We start from the raw sequence: 17,220 nt of genomic DNA, 5'->3' as shown, positions 1-17,220 counted from the left end.
CTCAGGCCACCGTCCGCAGGTGGCCCGCGCCCGCCGTGCCCATCCCCCGTACCACCCGGTGCGCGCAGGTCGCCGCCAGCAACTCCCCGAGCAGATCGGGGTCGTCGATCTCCAGGCCGAGCAGGGACTCGATGCGTTCGAGGCGCTGGTAGAGGGACTGGCGGCCGATGTGGAGGAGGGAGGCCGTGCGGGTCGGCGAGCAGCCGTGGCGGAGGTGCGTCTCCAGGGTGCGGACCAGGTCGGAGGGGTGGGCCGCCTCCCAGGAGAGGAGCGGGCCGAGGGTGTGCTGGACGAGGCGGGAGAGCCGGTCGCGGTTCGCGTCCACTCCGCCTCGCGTCAGCTCGCGCTCCAGGGCGAGGGCTCGGGACGACGTCACCAAGGGGCCCTCGGCGTGGCACGGCGAGGCCTGCGGGACCGTGAGGGCCAGTTCCAGGGTCGTACGGGCCGTGCGCAGCGTGTCGCTCCAGCGGAGCCAGCCCGCGCTCGCCGGGACGGTGTGGCCGACGGCGACGGTGAGGGACGGGTCCGCGGTGGTGCGGAATGCCTCCTGCAGGGCGCGTACGGGATCCCGCGCGCCCGTTTCCGGCAGGGCCAGCAGCGCGAGTACGTCTCCGGGAAAGCCGGCCCGCAGGACGCCGGTCCCGCCCACCGCCCGTGCCGCACGGTCGACCGCGGCCGCCGCCGTGTGCTGCGGACCGTGGACCGAGACGCCGACCAGCCGCGCACCGGGCCCCGGTCGGAAGCCCGCCAGCGCGGCCCGCGCCTCCACCTCCGGCTGGTTGAGGGCCTGGCCGTCGGCGAGGTCGGCGAGCAGGGCGGCGGTGTGGTCGGCGCCCCAGGGGCGTACCGCACGCCCCGACAGACCCCGGGCGACGATCGCGCGGTTGGCCGCCTCCGTGATGCGTACGAAGGGGACGACCCGGCCCAGCGCGACCAGCGGGAGGCCCAGGCGGCGGGCCTCGTCGGTGACCTCGTCCGGCATACGCGGCAGGGAGCGGCCCACCTCGACCGCGAGGGCGGCGGCGCCGCGCGCGGCCAGTTCGCGGACGTACCGGCGGCGGTCCGCGGCGTCCGCGTCCGCGAGGCCGAAGCCGTTCGTGAGCAGGAGTTCGCCGCCGTCGAGGAAGTTCGCGCCCTCGTAGACCTCACTGGAGTGCACCCAGCGGACCGGGCGGTCGAGGGCGTCCTCGCCCGCGAGCAGGGTGGGCGCGGCGGAGCGGACGGAGTCGAGGGCCAGGATCTCGCGGAGGGTGAGTGCGGGCATACGCGCCTCCCGGCGGGTCGGACCGACAGTTCGTCCGGCTGTGGGCTGTCGGAAGAGTACTTTCCGCACGTTGCCCCGGTGTTTCGGCCACAGCAGAGTGGGAGCCATGAACAGCGGCATGGAGAACGTCGATCGGCCAGTCGCCGTCGACAAGGCATTCGCCGTCGACAGGGCAGTCGCCATCGATCGGGCACAGGCACGCGCGTGGCTCGCGACGGCCGTCGAGGAGGCCCGGGCCGGTCTCGCCGAGGGCGGCATCCCCATCGGCGCCGCGCTGTACGGGGCGGACGGCACACTCCTCGGGCGCGGGCACAACCGCCGTGTCCAGGACGACGACCCGTCCATGCACGCGGAGACGGCCGCCTTCCGGAACGCGGGACGGCAGCGTTCGTACCGCGGTACGACGATGGTGACCACGCTCTCGCCGTGCTGGTACTGCAGCGGCCTGGTCAGGCAGTTCGGCATCTCGCGCGTCGTGATCGGCGAGGCGGAGACCTTCCACGGCGGGCACGACTGGCTGGCGGAGCACGGCGTACGGATCGTGCTCCTCGACGACCCCGAGTGCGTGTCCCTCATGCGCGACTTCATCAAGAACAACCCGGCACTGTGGAATGAGGACATCGGTGAGTGACGCCCGGACCCCCGCCCCCGCCCCCCGCATCCCGACCGTCGACCTGGGGCCCTGGCTCTCCGGCGACCCCGCGGCCCGCAAGGAGATCGCGCGTACGGTCGACGAGGCCTTGCAGACCGCCGGGTTCCTGCTCGTGACGGGGCACGGCGTGGACCCGGACCTGCGCTCCGGCATCCGCGAGGCCGCCCGTGCCTTCTTCCGGCTGCCCGCCGAGGTGAAGCAGCCGTACTCCGCCCGGGTCGGCGGCCGCGGCTGGCTCGGCCCGGGCGCCGAGGCCAACGGCTACTCGGAGGGTACTCAGACCCCGCCCGACCTCAAGGAATCGCTGACCTTCGCGACGCACGAGCCCTTCGAGGACCCGGACACGAACGCGGAGTGGTACGCGCCGAACATCTGGCCGGCGGAGGCTCCCGAGCTCCGGAAGCTGTGCGAGGAGTACCTCGCGCGGATGGCCGACCTGGAGAACCACCTGCTCGCCCTGCTCGGCGAGGCGCTTGGCCTGGAGCCGGACTTCTTCACCCGGCACATGGCCCACCCGACCTACGGCTTCAACATCAACTGGTACCCGGGTACGGAGATCATCGGCGAGCCCCAGGAGGGCCAGTTCCGCATCGGCCCGCACACCGACTTCGGCACGGTCACGATTCTCGACCGGCAGGCGGGCAAGGGCGGTCTGCAGGTCTACACGGACGAGGGCGGCTGGGAGGACGCGCCCTTCGAGCCGGGGGCGTTCACCATCAACATCGGGGATCTGATGGCCCGTTGGACTGGCGACCGCTGGCGTTCGGGCCGCCACCGCGTCCTGCCCCCGCCCGCCGACGCACCCGCCGAGGAGCTGCTGTCCCTCGTCTACTTCGGCGAGTGCACTCCGGGGACGCTGGTCGAGTCGGTCCCGGCACCGGTGGGGCGGGTGGCGTACGAGCCCGTGGACTCACACGAGTACCTGCGGGAGAAGCTGGACTCGATCACGGTGAGCTGAGGACCACCGTCAGCGGGTGCAGCCGGTGCCGCCGCTCAGGACCCGCTCTCGGCGTAGGACTCGCGCAGTTCCAGGAAGCGGTCGGGGGTCCAGGACTTCCAGGCCGTCGGGCGGCCGGACAGCGCCGCGGCGAGGTACTCGAGGTGCATGTGCCAGGCGGCGAGGCAGTCCAGGCGCAGTGCGTCGTCGCCGTCGAACTCGTTGGTGAAGCGGAGGATCGTGCCGAGCTCGACCCAGGGCTCCAGGTGGAAACGGATCCGTCCGTGGAAGTCCTCCGTCGTGTACTCGGCGACGCGCTCGACGTCCCACGCGGTGATCCGGCCGGCCGTGACCACCCCGTCGGCGTTCAGCCAGCGCAGCGCCACCGCTCCGCCGAGCCGCGGCTCGAACGGGTCGGCGGCGGCGAGCCACTGCCGCAGCCCCTCGGGGTGGGCCACCGCCGGCCAGACGTTCTCCACAGGGTGTGGAAGGCGGAGTACGAAGTGCAGGATGTGCCTGTCTCCCCGCGTCTCACTGGTGCCTCGCTCGATCACTTCGGCCATGACACCAGCCTGGCCCGCCGACGCGCGGGCCGCACCCCTGACCGCTCCCGGCCCTGACCGCTCCCGATCCCTTACGGCTCCTGCCCCGCCCTGTCGACGACAGCCCGCTCGGTGATGGCCCTGGACGTGACGACGGTGCCGGGTTCGATCGGGGGGCACTTCCCGTTCCCGTCGCGCCGGGCGGAGCCCTGCGGCTCGGTCCACACCCGCCGCTCGCCCAAGTACTCCAAGGTCTTCTCGTCGAAGATCCACTCGGTGCGTTCGCGGCCCTCCGCGGGGGTGCGCCCGACCGCCACGCCACCCCGGCCCAGGGCATCGCGTACGTCCTGGACCACGGTCACTCCCGGGAGCTTCGCGACGGCCCGGTAGAGCGCGGCGGCCACGTCCGGCGGCACGAGGTTGTCGCCGAGGATCTCGCCCGCGGTCGCGAAGGCGCTGTCGTGGGTCCGGCTGAGGGGGTTGCGGCCCTGGTGCAGCCAGTCGTACAGGGCGTCGGGGTCCGTGGGCAGCGCCTCCAGCTCGCGGTGGTTCGACGGGGCCTTGCCGCCCGCCCATGCCTTGGGATGCTCCTTCTCCTCGAAGATCTTCTTCCCGTCCTTGTGGTACCGGTCCAGACCCCAACGCGAGCCGTCGACCGACCCCCAGTGCTCGGCGTCCGAGAGCGTCTTGCGCTGCACCACGCAGCGGTCGTCCATCAGGTTCGAGGCGTCCATGTAGTCGTCGGTGCTCTTGGTGTAGACGAACTGGTCGTCACGCAGGGGCGGGGGCTCGGGCCGCTTCTCGGCGGCCGTCGCGATCCGCTCCAGCAGCCGGATGTCGCTCTCGCCCCGTGAACCGGCGGCCTCTCCGGAGCCCTGCGAACCCGCGGCCTCCCCGGAACCGTCGCGGGCCACCGTGACGCCCAGGACGACGGCGCCCGACAGCAGCGCCGCCACCGCCGGCGCCACGAGGGCAGGGCGGCGCCACAGCTTTCGTACGACCGGATCCTCGGCCGACCCCCGTACGACCGGATCCTCGGCCGACCCCCGTACGACCGGATCCTCGGCCGACCCCCGCATGACGGGATCCTCGGCCGGCGTCCCTGCGACCGGATCCTTGGCCGGCGTCCCTGCGATCGGGTCCTCGGCCGAATCCTCGGCCGGATCCGTGGAGTTGTTCTCGCTCATCGCGTCCATCCCGTCGTCTCCCCTCGGGACACTGTGACGGGCCGGAGGCCGATTCAGTTCACTCCGCAGGGACGCCGGCCGGTCCTCAGGGATTCTGGCCGATCTTGTCGACGACGGCCCGGTCGATGGCCGCCCGGGCTTCCACGAGGTCGCCGACCACACGGGGATCGCACTTGTCCTTCGGGCCGACGATCCGGATCGTGGTCTCACCGAGGAAGGCGAAGGTCTTCTCGCTGAAGACCAACTCGGTGCGGGTGCCCACCGCGTCGGGGCCGGCGAAGGGGTTCGACTCGTTCATGGCGACGGCGACTCCGTGCCGCCCCGCCGCATCCTCCGCCACGCCCTTGACGACGGTCAGCCCCGGAATCATCGCGGCGGCCCGGTAGAGCGCGGCGGCGGTCCTCGGCGGCAGGAGCTGCGAGGTGAGCAGGCGGACGACCTTCCCGTACGCCTTCACGTCGTCGGCCCGCTTCCCGGACGGCTTGTCCCCCTTCTTCTGCAGGTCGTAGAGCCAGCGATACATCTCCACCGGGTCCGTGGGCAGCTCCTCCACCTGCCGGAAGTAGTTGGGCATGTCCTTGCCGGGCAGCGGACGGGCGATCGGCCGGTCGATGTTCTTGCCGCCGGGGCCGTCGTCCCGCGAGAGCCCCTCGTGCTGTCCGTCGACGGACTCCCAGAACTCGCGCATACCCCACTCGTGGCCCTCGGTCGTCGTGGCACAGCCCTTGGGCACCTTCATCATCATCTTGGGGTTCTCCTTCCAGTGGTAGCTCACCCGTTTCACGTAGACGAACTGGTCGTCCCCGACCTCCGGGAACGGCTGCTTCTCCGCCGCCTTCGCGATCTGCTCCAGCAGCTCGGCGGCGCCCTCGGAGCCTTTTCCCTGCGACGCCGTCGGAACGTCCGGCCCCTGCCCGGGGCCGGTGGCGGCGTCGCGGGTCACACTGACCCCCACGACGACGGCGATCGTCAGGGCGGCGGCCGTCACGGGGGCGACGACGGCGGGCCGGCGCCAGAAGGTCCGTACCGGCCGGACCTCCGCACCGTTCCCGCGGTCCGCGGAGCCGGTCTCGTGGATCTGGGTCTCACTGATCTCGCGCATCAGGTACTCCCTCAGGACACGCTGACGGCCCGGTGGGAGATCCCGGTCGCGGGAAGACGGGATGTCGTTCACTGGTTCCCCTCCTGGGTGGGCCGGGCCACGGGGGTGCGGCCGTCTTTCATCTGTCCGCGCCCGGCGGCGAGTTCCGCGGCGAGCTTCGTACGCGCCCGGGAGAGCCGGGAGCGCACGGTGCCGACCGGGATGCCGAGCGCCTCGGCAGCGGCGCCGTAGTCGAGACCGCCCCAGACGCAGAGCGCGAGCACCTCGCGCTCGGGTCGGCGTAGCCGCTCGAGGGCCACGCCCACGGCTCTCAGATACGCCAAGTCGTCGATGCGTCCGGCGACTTCCTCGGCGAAGTCGCGGACGAAGTCGGCGGGCGGCAGCCGCGCGACGGCCGCCGCGTGGCGCCGGGCGGCCCGGCGCGTGTTGCGGGCCACGTTCGTGGCGATACCGAGCAGCCACGGCCGCGGCGAACCACCGTCCGCGTCCAGCCGCTCCCGCAGCCGCCACGCCTCCAGGAACGTCAGCGACACGATGTCCTCGGCCGCCGACCATTCCCCCGTGAGCCGGTAGGCGTGGTTGTAGACGGAGCGTGCGTAGGTGTCGAAGAGCGCGCCGAACGCGTCCGCGTCCCCGGCCCGTATTCGGGCGCGCATGTCCCGCTGACCCGGGCGGTCCCCCTGATTCGTCTCCACGCCCCCCACCTGTCCGTACGACGAAGGCCGGTTCCCATGACGTGCGTCACATGGAACCGGCCCCGGGTCGTACGAGGATGGCAGGCGAAGTCGTACGAGGGTGGCGGGCGAAGGTGTCAGACGCCCGCGTAGGAGTGCCTGCCGCTGACGAAGATGTTCACCCCGTAGTAGTTGAACAGCCAGCAGGCGAAGGCGGCGAGCGCGATGTACGCGGCCTTGCGGCCCTTCCAGCCGGCCGTGGCCCTGGCGTGCAGATAGCAGGCGTAGGCGACCCAGGTGATGAAGGACCAGGTCTCCTTGGGGTCCCAGCCCCAGTAGCGGCCCCACGCGTCGCCGGCCCAGATGGCGCCCGCGATGATCGTGAACGTCCACAGCGGGAACACGGCGGCGTTCACGCGGTACGAGAACTTGTCGAGGGACGACGAGGCGGGCAGCCGCTCCAGGACTGAGGTGGCGAAACGGCCGGGCTTGCCGCCGGTCGCCAGCTTGTTCTCGTACGAGTCCTTGAAGAGGTACAGGATCGTGCCGACCGCGCCCACGTAGAAGACCGCGCCGCAGAAGATCGCCGTGGAGACGTGGATGTAGAGCCAGTACGAGTGGAGGGCGGGCACGAGCTGGTCGCTGGCGGTGTACAGGACCGTGACGGCGAGACCGAGGTCGAGGAGGACCGTGGTCACCAGGAAGAGGCCCATCCAGCGGACGTTCTTCTTCATCGCCAGGAGCGCGAGGTACACACCGACGGCGACGGTGGAGAAGGTGATGTTGAACTCGTACATGTTGCCCCACGGCGCCCGCTGCACCGACAGGGCGCGGGTGAGCACGCCGCCGAACGCGATGAGGAAGGCGAGCACGGTGAGGGACACGGCGATACGGCCGTAGAGGTCCCCCTGCTCGTCCCCGCCGTGCGCGCCGGGCCCGTCCGGCACGTCCCGCGCGCCCGCGGCGGCCCGCGTGACGACCTTGGGCCGCTCCAGCACGGCGGTGCCGCCCGCCTTCTTCACGGTGACCGCGGGCGCCGCCGCCTTCTTGCCGTCCTTGGCGTCCTTGGCGGTGGTGAGCGCGGCGGCCGTGCGGCTCACCTTGCTGCGGCTGCCGAAGGTCCATTCGGCGATGTACGCGAAGAAGGCCAGCGTGTAGACGGCCATCGCGGAGTAGATCAGCGTGTTGCTGAGGTTCGCGAGGTTTTCGTTGGTCGCGGCGGCGAGGTCGGTTGCGGCGGCGAGAGTCACTTCGTCTCAGCCCCTTCGGCGGCAGGTACGGCGGGGGGTTCGGGGGTCGGGGTCTCTGCGTCTGCGTCCGGCTCCGACTTGGCATCGGCGTCGGGGGGTGTGGCGTCCGGGGGTGTGGCATCGGCGTCGGGCACGCCCGGAGCCAGGTCGTACAGATGCTCGGCCAGGGCGCCCAGTTCCTCCGGGACCTTCGCGGACTCGCTGCGGCCGAGGCCCGCCATCTCGACGACGGTGACGCCGTCCGCTCCGGTGGTGGCGCGCACCCACACGCGGCGGCGCTGGATGAAGAGGGAGGCGGCGAGACCGAAGATGGCGGTGAAGGCTCCGGCGAGGGCCCAGCCGGAGCCGGGCTGCTCGGTGACCTGGAAGTTCGCCCACTCCTTGATCCCCTTCTCGAAGGTGATCGAGCCGGCGCCGCCCGGGAGCTGCATGGTCTCGCCGGGCTTCAGGTTCTCCCTGAGCTGCTTGCCCTTGGAGTCCTTGAACTCCTTCATGTTCTTCTTCTCGAGCTGGTACACGCTCTGCGGGAGGCCCGCGTCGACGCCGAGGTCGCCGTGGTACGCCTCCAGGTTCAGCACCGGGTTCAGCAGCGACGGGAACTGCGAGACCACCGCGGTGCCCTCCCCGCCGTACGCCGGCAGGAAGAAGGCCTGGAAGCCGAGCTGCTCCCGCTCCCCCTTGGCGTTGCGGTAGCCGTCCATGACCTTGATCGCGCCGGTGGAGGTGGAGTTGGCGTCGAGCGGCAACAGCGGTACGGCCTGGCGGTAGACGACATCGCCCTTCCCGTCGCGGACGGTGATGACGGGCGCGTACCCGTGGGCGGTGAGGTAGACCTTCGAGTCGCCGATCTCCAGCGGCTCGTTGACCTTGATGGTCTTCTTCTTCTCCTCGCCGTCGGCGCCCTCGCTGTAGTCGACGGTCGCCTGGTAGGTGCGCGGGGTGCCCCGGTTGGGCCCCGTCGCCTCGTACGTGCCCTGGAAGTCGTCCAGGGTGAAGCTGAACGGCTCCAGGTTGTCCGTGCTGTAGAGATTCCCGGACTTGAAGTCGTCGTACTGCGTGAGCGTGTTGGCGAAGCCGTCGCCCTCGACGATCAGCTTGTTGCCCTCGGACTTGAAGAGCTGGCCCCAGGCGAAGGCGATCAGCATCACGATCAGCGCCATGTGGAAGGCGAGGTTGCCGACCTCCCGGAGGTAGCCCTTCTCGGCGGCGACGGCGTCCCCGGCGGCATGCGCACGGAAGCGCCGCTGCTTCAGCAGCTTCAGGGCCTCCTCGCGCACCTCCTCGGGCTGGGCCTCGGTCCGCCACGTCGTGTACGCGGGCAGCCGGGTCAGCCGCCGCGGCGCCCCGGGCGGCCGGCCGCGCAGCTGGCCCACGAACTGCCAGGTGCGGGGCACGATGCAGCCGATGAGCGAGATGAACAGCAGGATGTAGATCGCCGAGAACCACACCGAGCTGTAGACGTGGAAGAGGCCGAGCTTCTCGTAGATCGGACCGAGCGTGGTGTGCTGCGCCTGGAAGTCGGCGACCTTCGTCTCGTCGGTCCCGGACTGCGGGATCAACGACCCGGGGATCGCGCCGAGCGACAGCAGGAAGAGCAGGATCAGCGCGACCCGCATGGAGGTCAGCTGCCGCCAGAACCAGCGGGCCCAGCCGACGGCCTCGCGCCCGGCCCAGGCCAACCACCCCACGGCACCGGGCGTGCGCGCACCCCCGAAGGAGCCGGGCACCACGATCTCCCGTGGCGCGGTGGACAGTTGCGCCCCGGCCTCGCCGAGGTCGCCCGCGTCCCGCGCCATGCCGTTTTCGCCGTCGGCGTCCCGCGCCACATCGGCCTCGCCGTCGGCGTCCGGCGCCCCGGCCCCGCCGGTCCGCACGTCAGTGTCCCGTGTCGTGCTCATGGATCAGACCCCTACCGTGAAGCCGTCGGACCAGCCCTGCATCTCCTGCACGATGCTGTCCCACACGCCGGTCAGCAGAAGCACACCGGTCGCGATCATCATGCCGCCGCCGACGCGCATCACCCACACATAGTGGCGCTTGACCCAGCCGAAGGCACCGAGCGCCCTGCGGAAGGCGATGGCCGCGAGGACGAAGGGCACGCCCAGACCGAGGCAGTACGCGACCGTCAGTATGGCCCCGCGGCCCGCGCTCGCCTGGTCGAACGCGAGGGCCTGCACGGAGGCGAGCGTCGGTCCGATGCAGGGCGTCCAGCCGATCCCGAAGAGCGCGCCGAGGACGGGGGCGCCGGCGAGCCCGGCCACCGGCCGCTTGTGGAAGCGGAATTCGCGCTGGGTGAGCCAGGGCATCAGGCCGAGGAAGAAGACGCCCATGGCGATCATGAGCCCGCCGAGCACCTTGGAGAGGGTGCCCTGGTGTTCCTGCAGAGTGGAGCCGAAGTAGCCGAAGAGGGCGCCGCCGGAGACGAACACCGCGGTGAAGCCGAGTACGAAGAGCGAGGCTCCCGCGACCATCCGCCCCCGTCGCGCATCACCCAGGTCGGTTCCGCTGACTCCGGTGACGTACGACAGATAGCCGGGCACGAGCGGCAGTACGCACGGTGAGAAGAAGGAGACGAGCCCGCCGAGGATCGCGATCGGGATGGCGAGGACCAGGGCCCCGGTGAGGACGGTCTGGTTCTGGTCGGTGGCTGCGGCGAGGTCGACCGTGGTGGCGAGCTCGGCGGCGGATGCGGCGAGAAGGGACACGAGCGGTCACTTCTCCGCGAGAATCGGCTTGAGCATCTTGCGCAGGCTCGCCTCGCTGAGCGCCGAAAGCGAGCGGGACGCCACCTTCCCGTCCCGGTCGAGGACGAGCGTGGACGGAATCGTCTGCGGGTTGAGCGTGCCCTTCTTGAAGCGGAGCATCAGCTTGCCCGTCGGGTCGTACAGGCTGGGGTACGTGACCCCGTGCGCCTTCTCGAAGGCGATCGCCGGACTGGTGCTGGTGTCGCGGGTGTTGATGCCGACGAACTGCACGCCCTGGTCCTTGAGGTCCTCGGAGACCTTGACGAAGTTCTTCGCCTCCAGGCGGCACGGCCCGCACCAGGAGCCCCACACGTTCAGGACGACGATCTTGCCCTTGTAGTCGGCGACGTCGAGCTGCTTGCCGTCGATGGTCTTGCCGGACAGGTCGGGGGCCTGGACCCGGCTGCCCTTCTTCACGGTCGCGATGCCGTCGGAGCCGGTGACGAAGCCGGTGTCGCCCGCCCCTCCGGACTTGCCCCCGGAACCGCACGCGGTCAGCAGCAGCGCCGCGACAGCAGCCCCACTGGTCAGCAGGACGGCGCGGCTACGGGTGCGGTTCGAGCGCAGGGGGGCATGGCTGGCGGCACTCATGTGAAAAGTTTCGCATGCCCGTTCTGAGGATCTTGCGCACCCCCCTCACGGAGGGAACCTCGCATTTCAGGCGGCCTTTCCGGAGCCCTTCGCGGAGTTCGTGGCGACCTCGCCGAGGAACCCGTTCCAGCCACCCGTCGGCTCCTCCCCGACGCCCAGCGACCGCAGCTTCTCCAGGACGGCCGGGTCCTGCGCGTCGAGCCAGTCCACGAACTGGCGGAACGACACCAGGCGTACGTCCTTCTTGCCGGCGATGTGCTTCAGCGCGCCCTCGACGGCGTCCATGTAGATGCCGCCGTTCCACTCCTCGAAGTGGTTGCCGATGAAGAAGGGGGCGCGATTTGTCTCGTATGCCCGCGTGAAGCCCGCTATGTACGCCTCGGTTGCCTGCTTGCGCCAGGCCGGGTAGTTGGCGGGCGGCGCCTGGGTCGAGTTGAGGGACTGGTTCGCCAGGATGTTGTAGTCCATCGAGAGGACCTCGAAGGTGTGGCCGGGGAAGGGGACCGCCTGGAGCGGCAGGTCCCAGAGGCCCTCGTTCTTCCGGGGCCAGACCTGGGTGCCGCCGGGCGAGGAGGCGTCATAGCGCCAGCCGAGCTCGCGGGCGGTGGGCAGCAGGTTGCTCTGGCCCTTCAGGCACGGGGTGCGGCCGCCGATGAGTTCCTTCTCGTAGTCGAAGGGCAGCGCGGGCACATCGGTCCAGCCCGTGTTCGTACGCCACTCCTTGACGAAGGCCTTCGCCTGGGCGATCTCGCTCTTCCACTGGGCGGGCGTCCAGTTCTCGACCGAGCCGGAGCCGGCGCAGAAGTGGCCGTTGAAGTGCGTGCCGATCTCGTGTCCGTCGAGCCAGGCCCGCCGGATGTTCTTCAGCGTCGACTTGATGTGTTCGTCCGTCAGATAACCGATGTCGGACGCGCCCGGCGCATTGTTCGGCGGAAGGTACTTGCGCTTCTTCGACTCGGGCAGCAGATAGAGCCCGGAGAGAAAGAACGTCATGTGCGCGTCGTGCTCTTCGGAGAGTTTCAGGAATCGCTCGAATAGGCCGTTGCCGACGTCTCCTGCGCCGTCCCAGGAGAAGACGACGAACTGCGGCGGGGTCTCGCCGGGTTCGAGTGGAACGGGCTTGCCGGGCTGGTTGGGCTGCTTGCCGGTGAAGGAGGTGGAGCCGTCACCGAGGGGGCGGGCGGGACGCTCGCCTCCCTTGTTGCCGCTGTTACCACCGTTTCCGGAACCTCCGGCATCGCCGAAGCCGTCTCCCAGTGCGGTACCGCAGCCCGTGAGTCCCACCGCGGCCGCGGCCCCGACTCCGAGCCCCAGCATTCCCCTCCGACTGATGTCGCGCATTCCATCCCCATTCGTCGCGCCCTATGCCCATTGCCAGATGGACACCGGGTTAGAGGGCACGACGAACACGGGGGTTCCCGGTCACACGCACATATTTCGGTGACTATACGAACATGAACCTGTAACGGACAGAACGGAACGGGACCGCCCGGATAACCGTCTGGGTAAGACGGCGCCGGGTAAGGAGGGCGCCCCGTAAGGGGCGCGGGGCTGTGACATTTGCGGCTCCGCCGCGTGGGCGCGACCAGCCCCCACCGGCCGGCGCGTCACCACCGGCCCGATCAAACCGGCCTACAAGCGGAGCGCTCACGCCCCAAAAGCCTTGCCCCCGCCCTTGACCGGCTTGGCCCCTGCCAGGAGATGCGCCGGCACAAGATCCCGCGCGGGCTCGGTGTAACCGACCGACACGATCTTGTCGCCCTGATACGTGAACGTCGTCAACGAGGCAAGCGTGCACTGCCGCTTCCGCGGGTCGTGCCACAACCGCCGCCGCTCCACGAACGACCGCACGATCCAGATCGGCAACTGATGACTCACGCACACGGCCTCGTGCCCCCGCGCCGCATCCCTCGCTGCGTCCAGGGCGCCCATCATCCGTACGACCTGCTCCAGGTACGGCTCGCCCCAGGACGGCTTGAAGGGGTTGACGAGGTGCTTCCAGTTCTCGGGCCGGCGCAGCGCGCCGTCCCCGACCCCGAAGGTCTTGCCCTGGAAGACGTTGTCCGCCTCGATCAGCCGCGAGTCGGTGGCAAGCTCGAGCCCGTGCGTCTCGGCGATCGGCGCGGCAGTCTCACGGGCCCGCTCGAGCGGCGAGGAGACGACGTGCGTGATGTCCCGCGAGGCGAGGTGCTCGGCGACCCGCTCGGCCATCCGCTGCCCGAGCTCGGACAGGTGGTAGCCGGGCAGCCGCCCGTACAGAATCCCGTCCGGGTTGGCGACCTCTCCGTGCCGCATCACGTGTACGACGGTGATGTCACTCATACTGCCGTGGCCTCCGCTGCTGCCCGCGCCGCCGCCGGAAGGGCGTCGGCGATCCGCTGTACCGCCCGCTCGTCGTGCGCCGTCGACACGAACCAGGACTCGAACGAGGACGGCGGCAGGTAGACGCCCTGCGCCAGCATCGAGTGGAAGAACGCGGTGAAGCGGTACGACTCCTGCGTCCTCGCGTCCTCGTAATTACGTACGTCCCTGTCGGTGAAGAAGACGGAGAACATGTTGGACGCGTTCTGCAGGCGGTGCGCGACGCCTTCCTTGGTGAGGGCGTCTGTAACGAGCGTACGGATCTGCTCGGACACCGCGTCGACCTTCTCGTACGCGGCGCCGTCGAGCAGCCGCAGCTGCGCGAGCCCGGCGGCGGTCGCGACCGGGTTCCCGGACAGGGTGCCGGCCTGGTAGACGGGCCCGGCGGGCGCGAGGTGCGCCATCACGTCCCTGCGTCCGCCGAAAGCGGCGGCCGGGAAGCCGCCGCCCATGACCTTGCCGAAGGTCATGAGGTCGGGCCGGACGCCGTCGACCCCGTACCAGCCGGCCCTGCTGGTCCGGAAACCGGTCATCACCTCGTCGGAGACGTAGAGGGCGCCGTTCGCGGCACAGGCGTCCTTGAGCCCCTGGTTGAAGCCGGGCCCGGGCGGCACGACACCCATGTTCCCGGGCGAGGCCTCCGTGATCACGCAGGCGATCTCGCCGGGATGGGCGCGGAAGGCCTCGTGCACGGCATCGAGATCGTTGTACGGCAGGACGATGGTGTCGCCGGCCTGGGCACCGGTGACGCCCGGGGTGTCGGGAAGGGCGAACGTGGCCACCCCACTGCCCGCGGCGGCCAGCAGGGCATCCACATGCCCGTGATAGCAGCCGGCGAACTTCACGACCTTGGCGCGCCCGGTGAACCCGCGCGCGAGACGGATGGCGGACATGGTCGCCTCGGTGCCGCTGGACACGAGCCGGACCTGCTCGACGGGCTCGACACGGGCGACGATCTCCTCGGCGAGCGCGACCTCGCCCTCCCCCGGCGTACCGAAGGAGGTACCTCGGGACACGGCCGCCTGGACGGCCGCGATCACCTCGGGGTGGGAATGGCCGAGGATCATCGGCCCCCAAGAACAAACGAGATCTACATACTCCCTCCCGTCGGCATCCGTCAGGTATGGACCGTTTCCGGACACCATGAAACGGGGCGTACCGCCCACGGCACGGAACGCGCGGACGGGAGAGTTCACGCCGCCGGGCGTGACGGCCGCCGCACGGTCGAAAAGAGTCTGCGAAACTGGGGCTTCGTACGGATAGCTCACACGGGCCATGGTGTCAGAGGCTGCGAAGATCCTGCGGACAGGTGTTTCAACGCACGTTTCGGCGGGCGGCCGTGGGGGAGGTCACTGTCACGATGATCGGGTTGCGTGGCGGGGGTCGCGCGCCTTAGAAAAGCAGTCGGGTGGAGATATGCATCGCGGTGGCGGACTGGGCGAGGGGACCGATGACCTCGGCCCTCGGCGTGCCCGGCGGGGGAAGCACCGGCGCGAGGCGGAAGCGGCCGAGGCACGGCAGACACAGGGATCGCAGGGCGAGCCTGAGCGAATCGACTCGTCGGCCCGTATGGACGGTATGGACTACACGGACCACGGGGCAGACCGGCTCAGGGCAGGAAGCAGGAATGGTGGCCGGGTGGGGGTGACGTACAAATACTTCGGGGCTCCGGACGGCGCGACGGCCGCTCGCGTCCCGATCTCCATGCGCCCCGAGGAACTCGGCGGCGACGAGCTCGGCATGAACGGCATGTTCACAAAGATCAAGCCGGAGACGATGGCCGCGATGGTCCTCACCGGCATCGAGGGCATACCTCTGCACAAGGTGCCCCCGCTCGAACTCGTCGTCCTCCACCCCGACTACGCCGTCGTGAAGCTGCCGATGACGGTCGTCGACCCACTCCGCGGCATCGGCGAGGAGGCCGTGGGCGCGGCCGCCTTCATCTGGTCCACGGTGCCGGACCGCGGCGGACCGCGGGACGCGTTCAACGTGTACCAACTGCTCCACGAATGGCAGGACTTCTCGCACCGGCTGCATGAGGCGGGGCATCAGCCGTATTGCCTGGTGTGGCCGTGAGCTGAGCCGGGTTTCTTGGGCGCCTGGCGAGGTTGTCAGGTCCCGCCTTCGTCACGCGCCAGTAGGGGCCGTCAGGCGGCCAGGGCACGACGCGCTCGGTGACCGGGTGCGTGCCGTCGATGCGCAGCTCGACGCCTTTGGCCGCCGCGTACGCGAAGACGTCCCGCCAGGGTACGAAGGCGCAGGCCGCACGGCCTTGTCCAAGCGCATCGTCACTGGCCTCGCTCCGCGGCGCCTCGGGCCCACGTACGACGTCACAACAACACCCGAGCCGCACGGCCTCCTGCCTGCCCTGGAAGTGCCCCGATCGCTGCCGTGCGCCACGTCGCCGGCACCAAAACCTCTCCTTTCCCGTACAACCCTTCAGGCTCACCAGAGGTCATCTCCGAGTCCGTACGTATGTCCTGGAGAGGAACTCATGCCCCGGCCCCACCACAAGCGCTCCCGACGTCCCGTCGTCCTGGGCGCCACCGCCGTCGCGGCCGCCTTGGCCGGTGGCCTGCTCATCACCCTGCCCGGCGGCGCGAGTGCCGCCGCGTCGGGCCTCGCCGACGACTTCAACGGTGACGGCTACCGTGATCTGGCGACCGGCGCCCCGGGTGCTGTCGCGGGCGGGAAGGCTAAGGCGGGTGCCGTGGTCGTCAACTACGGCTCGTCGAGCGGTATCAGCGCCGGGCGCCACAAGACCACATCGCAGAGTTCCTCCGGTGTGCCGGGTGCCTCGGAGACCTCCGACCGCTTCGGCACCGAACTCGCGCACGGCGACCTCAACAACGACGGCTACGGCGATCTCGTCGTGGGCACACCGCTGGAGGACGTCAGCGGCGATGTCGACGGCGGTTCGGTCACGATCCTGTGGGGCGGCTCGTCCGGCCTGTCGGGCGGCACGACGATCAGCGATCCGAACGTGTCGGGCCACGACCGGTTCGGCCAGTCCCTCACGGTCGGCGACTTCACCGGTGACGGGAAGGCCGATCTGGCGGTCGGTTCCACCGGCAAGGACGTGTGGATCTTCAAGGGCGGCTTCACCAAGTCCGGCGGCGCGGCCGGGAAGCTGCGCTTCGACGCGCAGATCGAGTCCGGCGCGTACCCGAACGGCGCCGTCGATCTGGCCGCCGGCGACTTCGACAACGACGGCACGGACGACGTGGTGGTGGGCTCCTTCGCCGGCGCCTTCGTCTACCGGGGCTCCTCGGCCGGGCTCACCCTGCAGACCCAGGTGAGCGACGACAACCCCGCCTCGCTCACCGCAGCCGACTTCGACAGGGACGGCCACGACGACCTCGTCATCGGCACCGACGACGACCCCATCGGGGATCAGACGGCGCTCGGCGGCTACGCCACCGTGTATTACGGCGCCGCGGCCGGCGTCGACACCGCCCGCACCGGCGTCTTCAGCCAGGCCACCGAGGGCGTGCCGGGCGCGGACGAGTCGTGGGACCTGTTCGGCAACACGCTCGCCGCGGGCGACACCAACGGCGACGGCTACCCGGACCTCGCCGTCGGCGCCCCCTTCGAGTCCATCGGCTCCGGCGACCACGCCGGCAACGTCTGGGTGCTGCGCGGCGGCGCCTCCGGTCTGACGGCAACCGGCGCCCAGTCCTTCAACCAGGGCACCCCGGGTGTCCCGGGCGCCAACGAGTCGTCGGACCTGTTCGGCGACGCCATCCACCTCGCCGACCACAACAAGGACGGCCGCGCCGATCTGTCGGTGGGCGCGGGCGGCGAGAACAGCGACGACGGCGCCGTGTGGGTCCTGCGCGGCTCCACCGGAGGCGTCACGGCCACCGGCGCGGTGAGCTTCGGTGCGTCGTCCGTGGGCATCGGGAACTCGGGGGAC

16 protein-coding genes are annotated in these 17,220 nt (G+C 70.4%); 4 read left to right on the top strand and 12 right to left on the bottom strand.

Annotated features, from left to right (window positions below):
- Nucleotide 1 precedes the first annotated feature (1 nt).
- On the bottom strand, nucleotides 2–1,264 hold the full coding sequence (locus GAS53_RS23175) for a PucR family transcriptional regulator (RefSeq protein ID WP_151479604.1): 1,263 nt from the start codon (nucleotides 1,262–1,264) through the stop codon (nucleotides 2–4).
- Nucleotides 1,265–1,445: 181 nt separating this feature from the next.
- Here GAS53_RS23175 and GAS53_RS23170 point away from each other — a divergent pair, with 181 nt between their 5' ends.
- Together GAS53_RS23170 and GAS53_RS23165 are read left to right on the top strand one after the other, a co-directional pair.
- Nucleotides 1,446–1,895, top strand: a complete 450-nt coding sequence (locus tag GAS53_RS23170) for a nucleoside deaminase (protein WP_151479716.1) — start codon at nucleotides 1,446–1,448, stop codon at nucleotides 1,893–1,895.
- A complete protein-coding gene (locus GAS53_RS23165; protein ID WP_404829275.1) occupies nucleotides 1,888–2,874 on the top strand; it encodes an isopenicillin N synthase family dioxygenase in 987 nt (328 codons plus the stop codon). Before GAS53_RS23170 ends, GAS53_RS23165 begins: the two co-directional genes overlap by 8 nt.
- A gap of 35 nt (nucleotides 2,875–2,909) precedes the next feature.
- On the opposite strand, the gene GAS53_RS23160 is transcribed toward GAS53_RS23165, so the two are convergent.
- The 11 genes from GAS53_RS23160 to hemL all read right to left on the bottom strand — a co-directional run bounded on the left by GAS53_RS23160 (nucleotide 2,910) and on the right by hemL (nucleotide 14,581).
- The gene (locus tag GAS53_RS23160) at nucleotides 2,910–3,416 is read right to left on the bottom strand and encodes an SRPBCC domain-containing protein (protein WP_151479602.1); all 507 of its coding nucleotides are present in this window, start codon (nucleotides 3,414–3,416) and stop codon (nucleotides 2,910–2,912) included.
- Between the two features lie 71 nt (nucleotides 3,417–3,487).
- Nucleotides 3,488–4,591, bottom strand: a complete 1,104-nt coding sequence (locus tag GAS53_RS23155; protein WP_151479601.1) for a CU044_5270 family protein — start codon at nucleotides 4,589–4,591, stop codon at nucleotides 3,488–3,490.
- A 76-nt stretch (nucleotides 4,592–4,667) separates the two neighbouring features.
- Nucleotides 4,668–5,756, bottom strand: a complete 1,089-nt coding sequence (locus GAS53_RS23150) for a CU044_5270 family protein (RefSeq protein WP_225859044.1) — start codon at nucleotides 5,754–5,756, stop codon at nucleotides 4,668–4,670.
- Nucleotides 5,753–6,340: an RNA polymerase sigma factor gene (locus tag GAS53_RS23145; RefSeq protein WP_151479715.1), complete on the bottom strand. Its 588-nt coding sequence runs from the start codon at nucleotides 6,338–6,340 to the stop codon at nucleotides 5,753–5,755. The genes GAS53_RS23150 and GAS53_RS23145 overlap by 4 nt, the downstream gene beginning before the upstream one ends.
- Before the next feature lie 155 nt (nucleotides 6,341–6,495).
- Nucleotides 6,496–7,608: a c-type cytochrome biogenesis protein CcsB gene (gene ccsB, locus GAS53_RS23140; protein WP_151479599.1), complete on the bottom strand. Its 1,113-nt coding sequence runs from the start codon at nucleotides 7,606–7,608 to the stop codon at nucleotides 6,496–6,498.
- Nucleotides 7,605–9,506, bottom strand: a complete 1,902-nt coding sequence (gene resB, locus GAS53_RS23135; protein ID WP_192583246.1) for a cytochrome c biogenesis protein ResB — start codon at nucleotides 9,504–9,506, stop codon at nucleotides 7,605–7,607. The genes ccsB and resB overlap by 4 nt, the downstream gene beginning before the upstream one ends.
- A gap of 3 nt (nucleotides 9,507–9,509) precedes the next feature.
- The gene (locus tag GAS53_RS23130; protein ID WP_151479598.1) at nucleotides 9,510–10,313 is read right to left on the bottom strand and encodes a cytochrome c biogenesis CcdA family protein; all 804 of its coding nucleotides are present in this window, start codon (nucleotides 10,311–10,313) and stop codon (nucleotides 9,510–9,512) included.
- A 6-nt stretch (nucleotides 10,314–10,319) separates the two neighbouring features.
- Nucleotides 10,320–10,943, bottom strand: coding sequence for a TlpA family protein disulfide reductase (locus GAS53_RS23125; RefSeq protein WP_151479597.1), 624 nt, complete (start codon nucleotides 10,941–10,943; stop codon nucleotides 10,320–10,322).
- Nucleotides 10,944–11,009: 66 nt separating this feature from the next.
- Nucleotides 11,010–12,284, bottom strand: a complete 1,275-nt coding sequence (locus GAS53_RS23120; protein WP_151479596.1) for a polysaccharide deacetylase family protein — start codon at nucleotides 12,282–12,284, stop codon at nucleotides 11,010–11,012.
- A gap of 306 nt (nucleotides 12,285–12,590) precedes the next feature.
- Entirely contained in the window at nucleotides 12,591–13,265 is a 675-nt protein-coding gene (locus GAS53_RS23115) for a histidine phosphatase family protein (RefSeq protein ID WP_151479595.1), read from the bottom strand.
- Entirely contained in the window at nucleotides 13,262–14,581 is a 1,320-nt protein-coding gene (hemL, locus tag GAS53_RS23110) for a glutamate-1-semialdehyde 2,1-aminomutase (protein WP_151479594.1), read from the bottom strand. The genes GAS53_RS23115 and hemL overlap by 4 nt, the downstream gene beginning before the upstream one ends.
- A 139-nt stretch (nucleotides 14,582–14,720) precedes the next feature.
- On the opposite strand from hemL, the gene GAS53_RS23100 reads away from it, so the two are divergent.
- Nucleotides 14,721–15,380 carry a hypothetical protein gene (locus GAS53_RS23100; RefSeq protein ID WP_192583245.1) on the top strand — a complete coding sequence of 220 codons (660 nt, stop codon included), beginning with the start codon at nucleotides 14,721–14,723 and terminating at the stop codon, nucleotides 15,378–15,380.
- 418 nt (nucleotides 15,381–15,798) lie between these two features.
- Nucleotides 15,799–17,220 (top strand): FG-GAP-like repeat-containing protein (locus tag GAS53_RS23095; protein WP_151479713.1); only part of this gene is annotated, 1,422 nt, incomplete at its 3' end.

This window comes from Streptomyces albicerus, from assembly GCF_008905045.1.
Lineage (GTDB): Bacteria > Actinomycetota > Actinomycetes > Streptomycetales > Streptomycetaceae > Streptomyces > Streptomyces albicerus.
The sequence above is the reverse complement of the archived record's forward strand: the minus strand, read 5'-3'. Positions and strand labels throughout refer to the sequence as shown.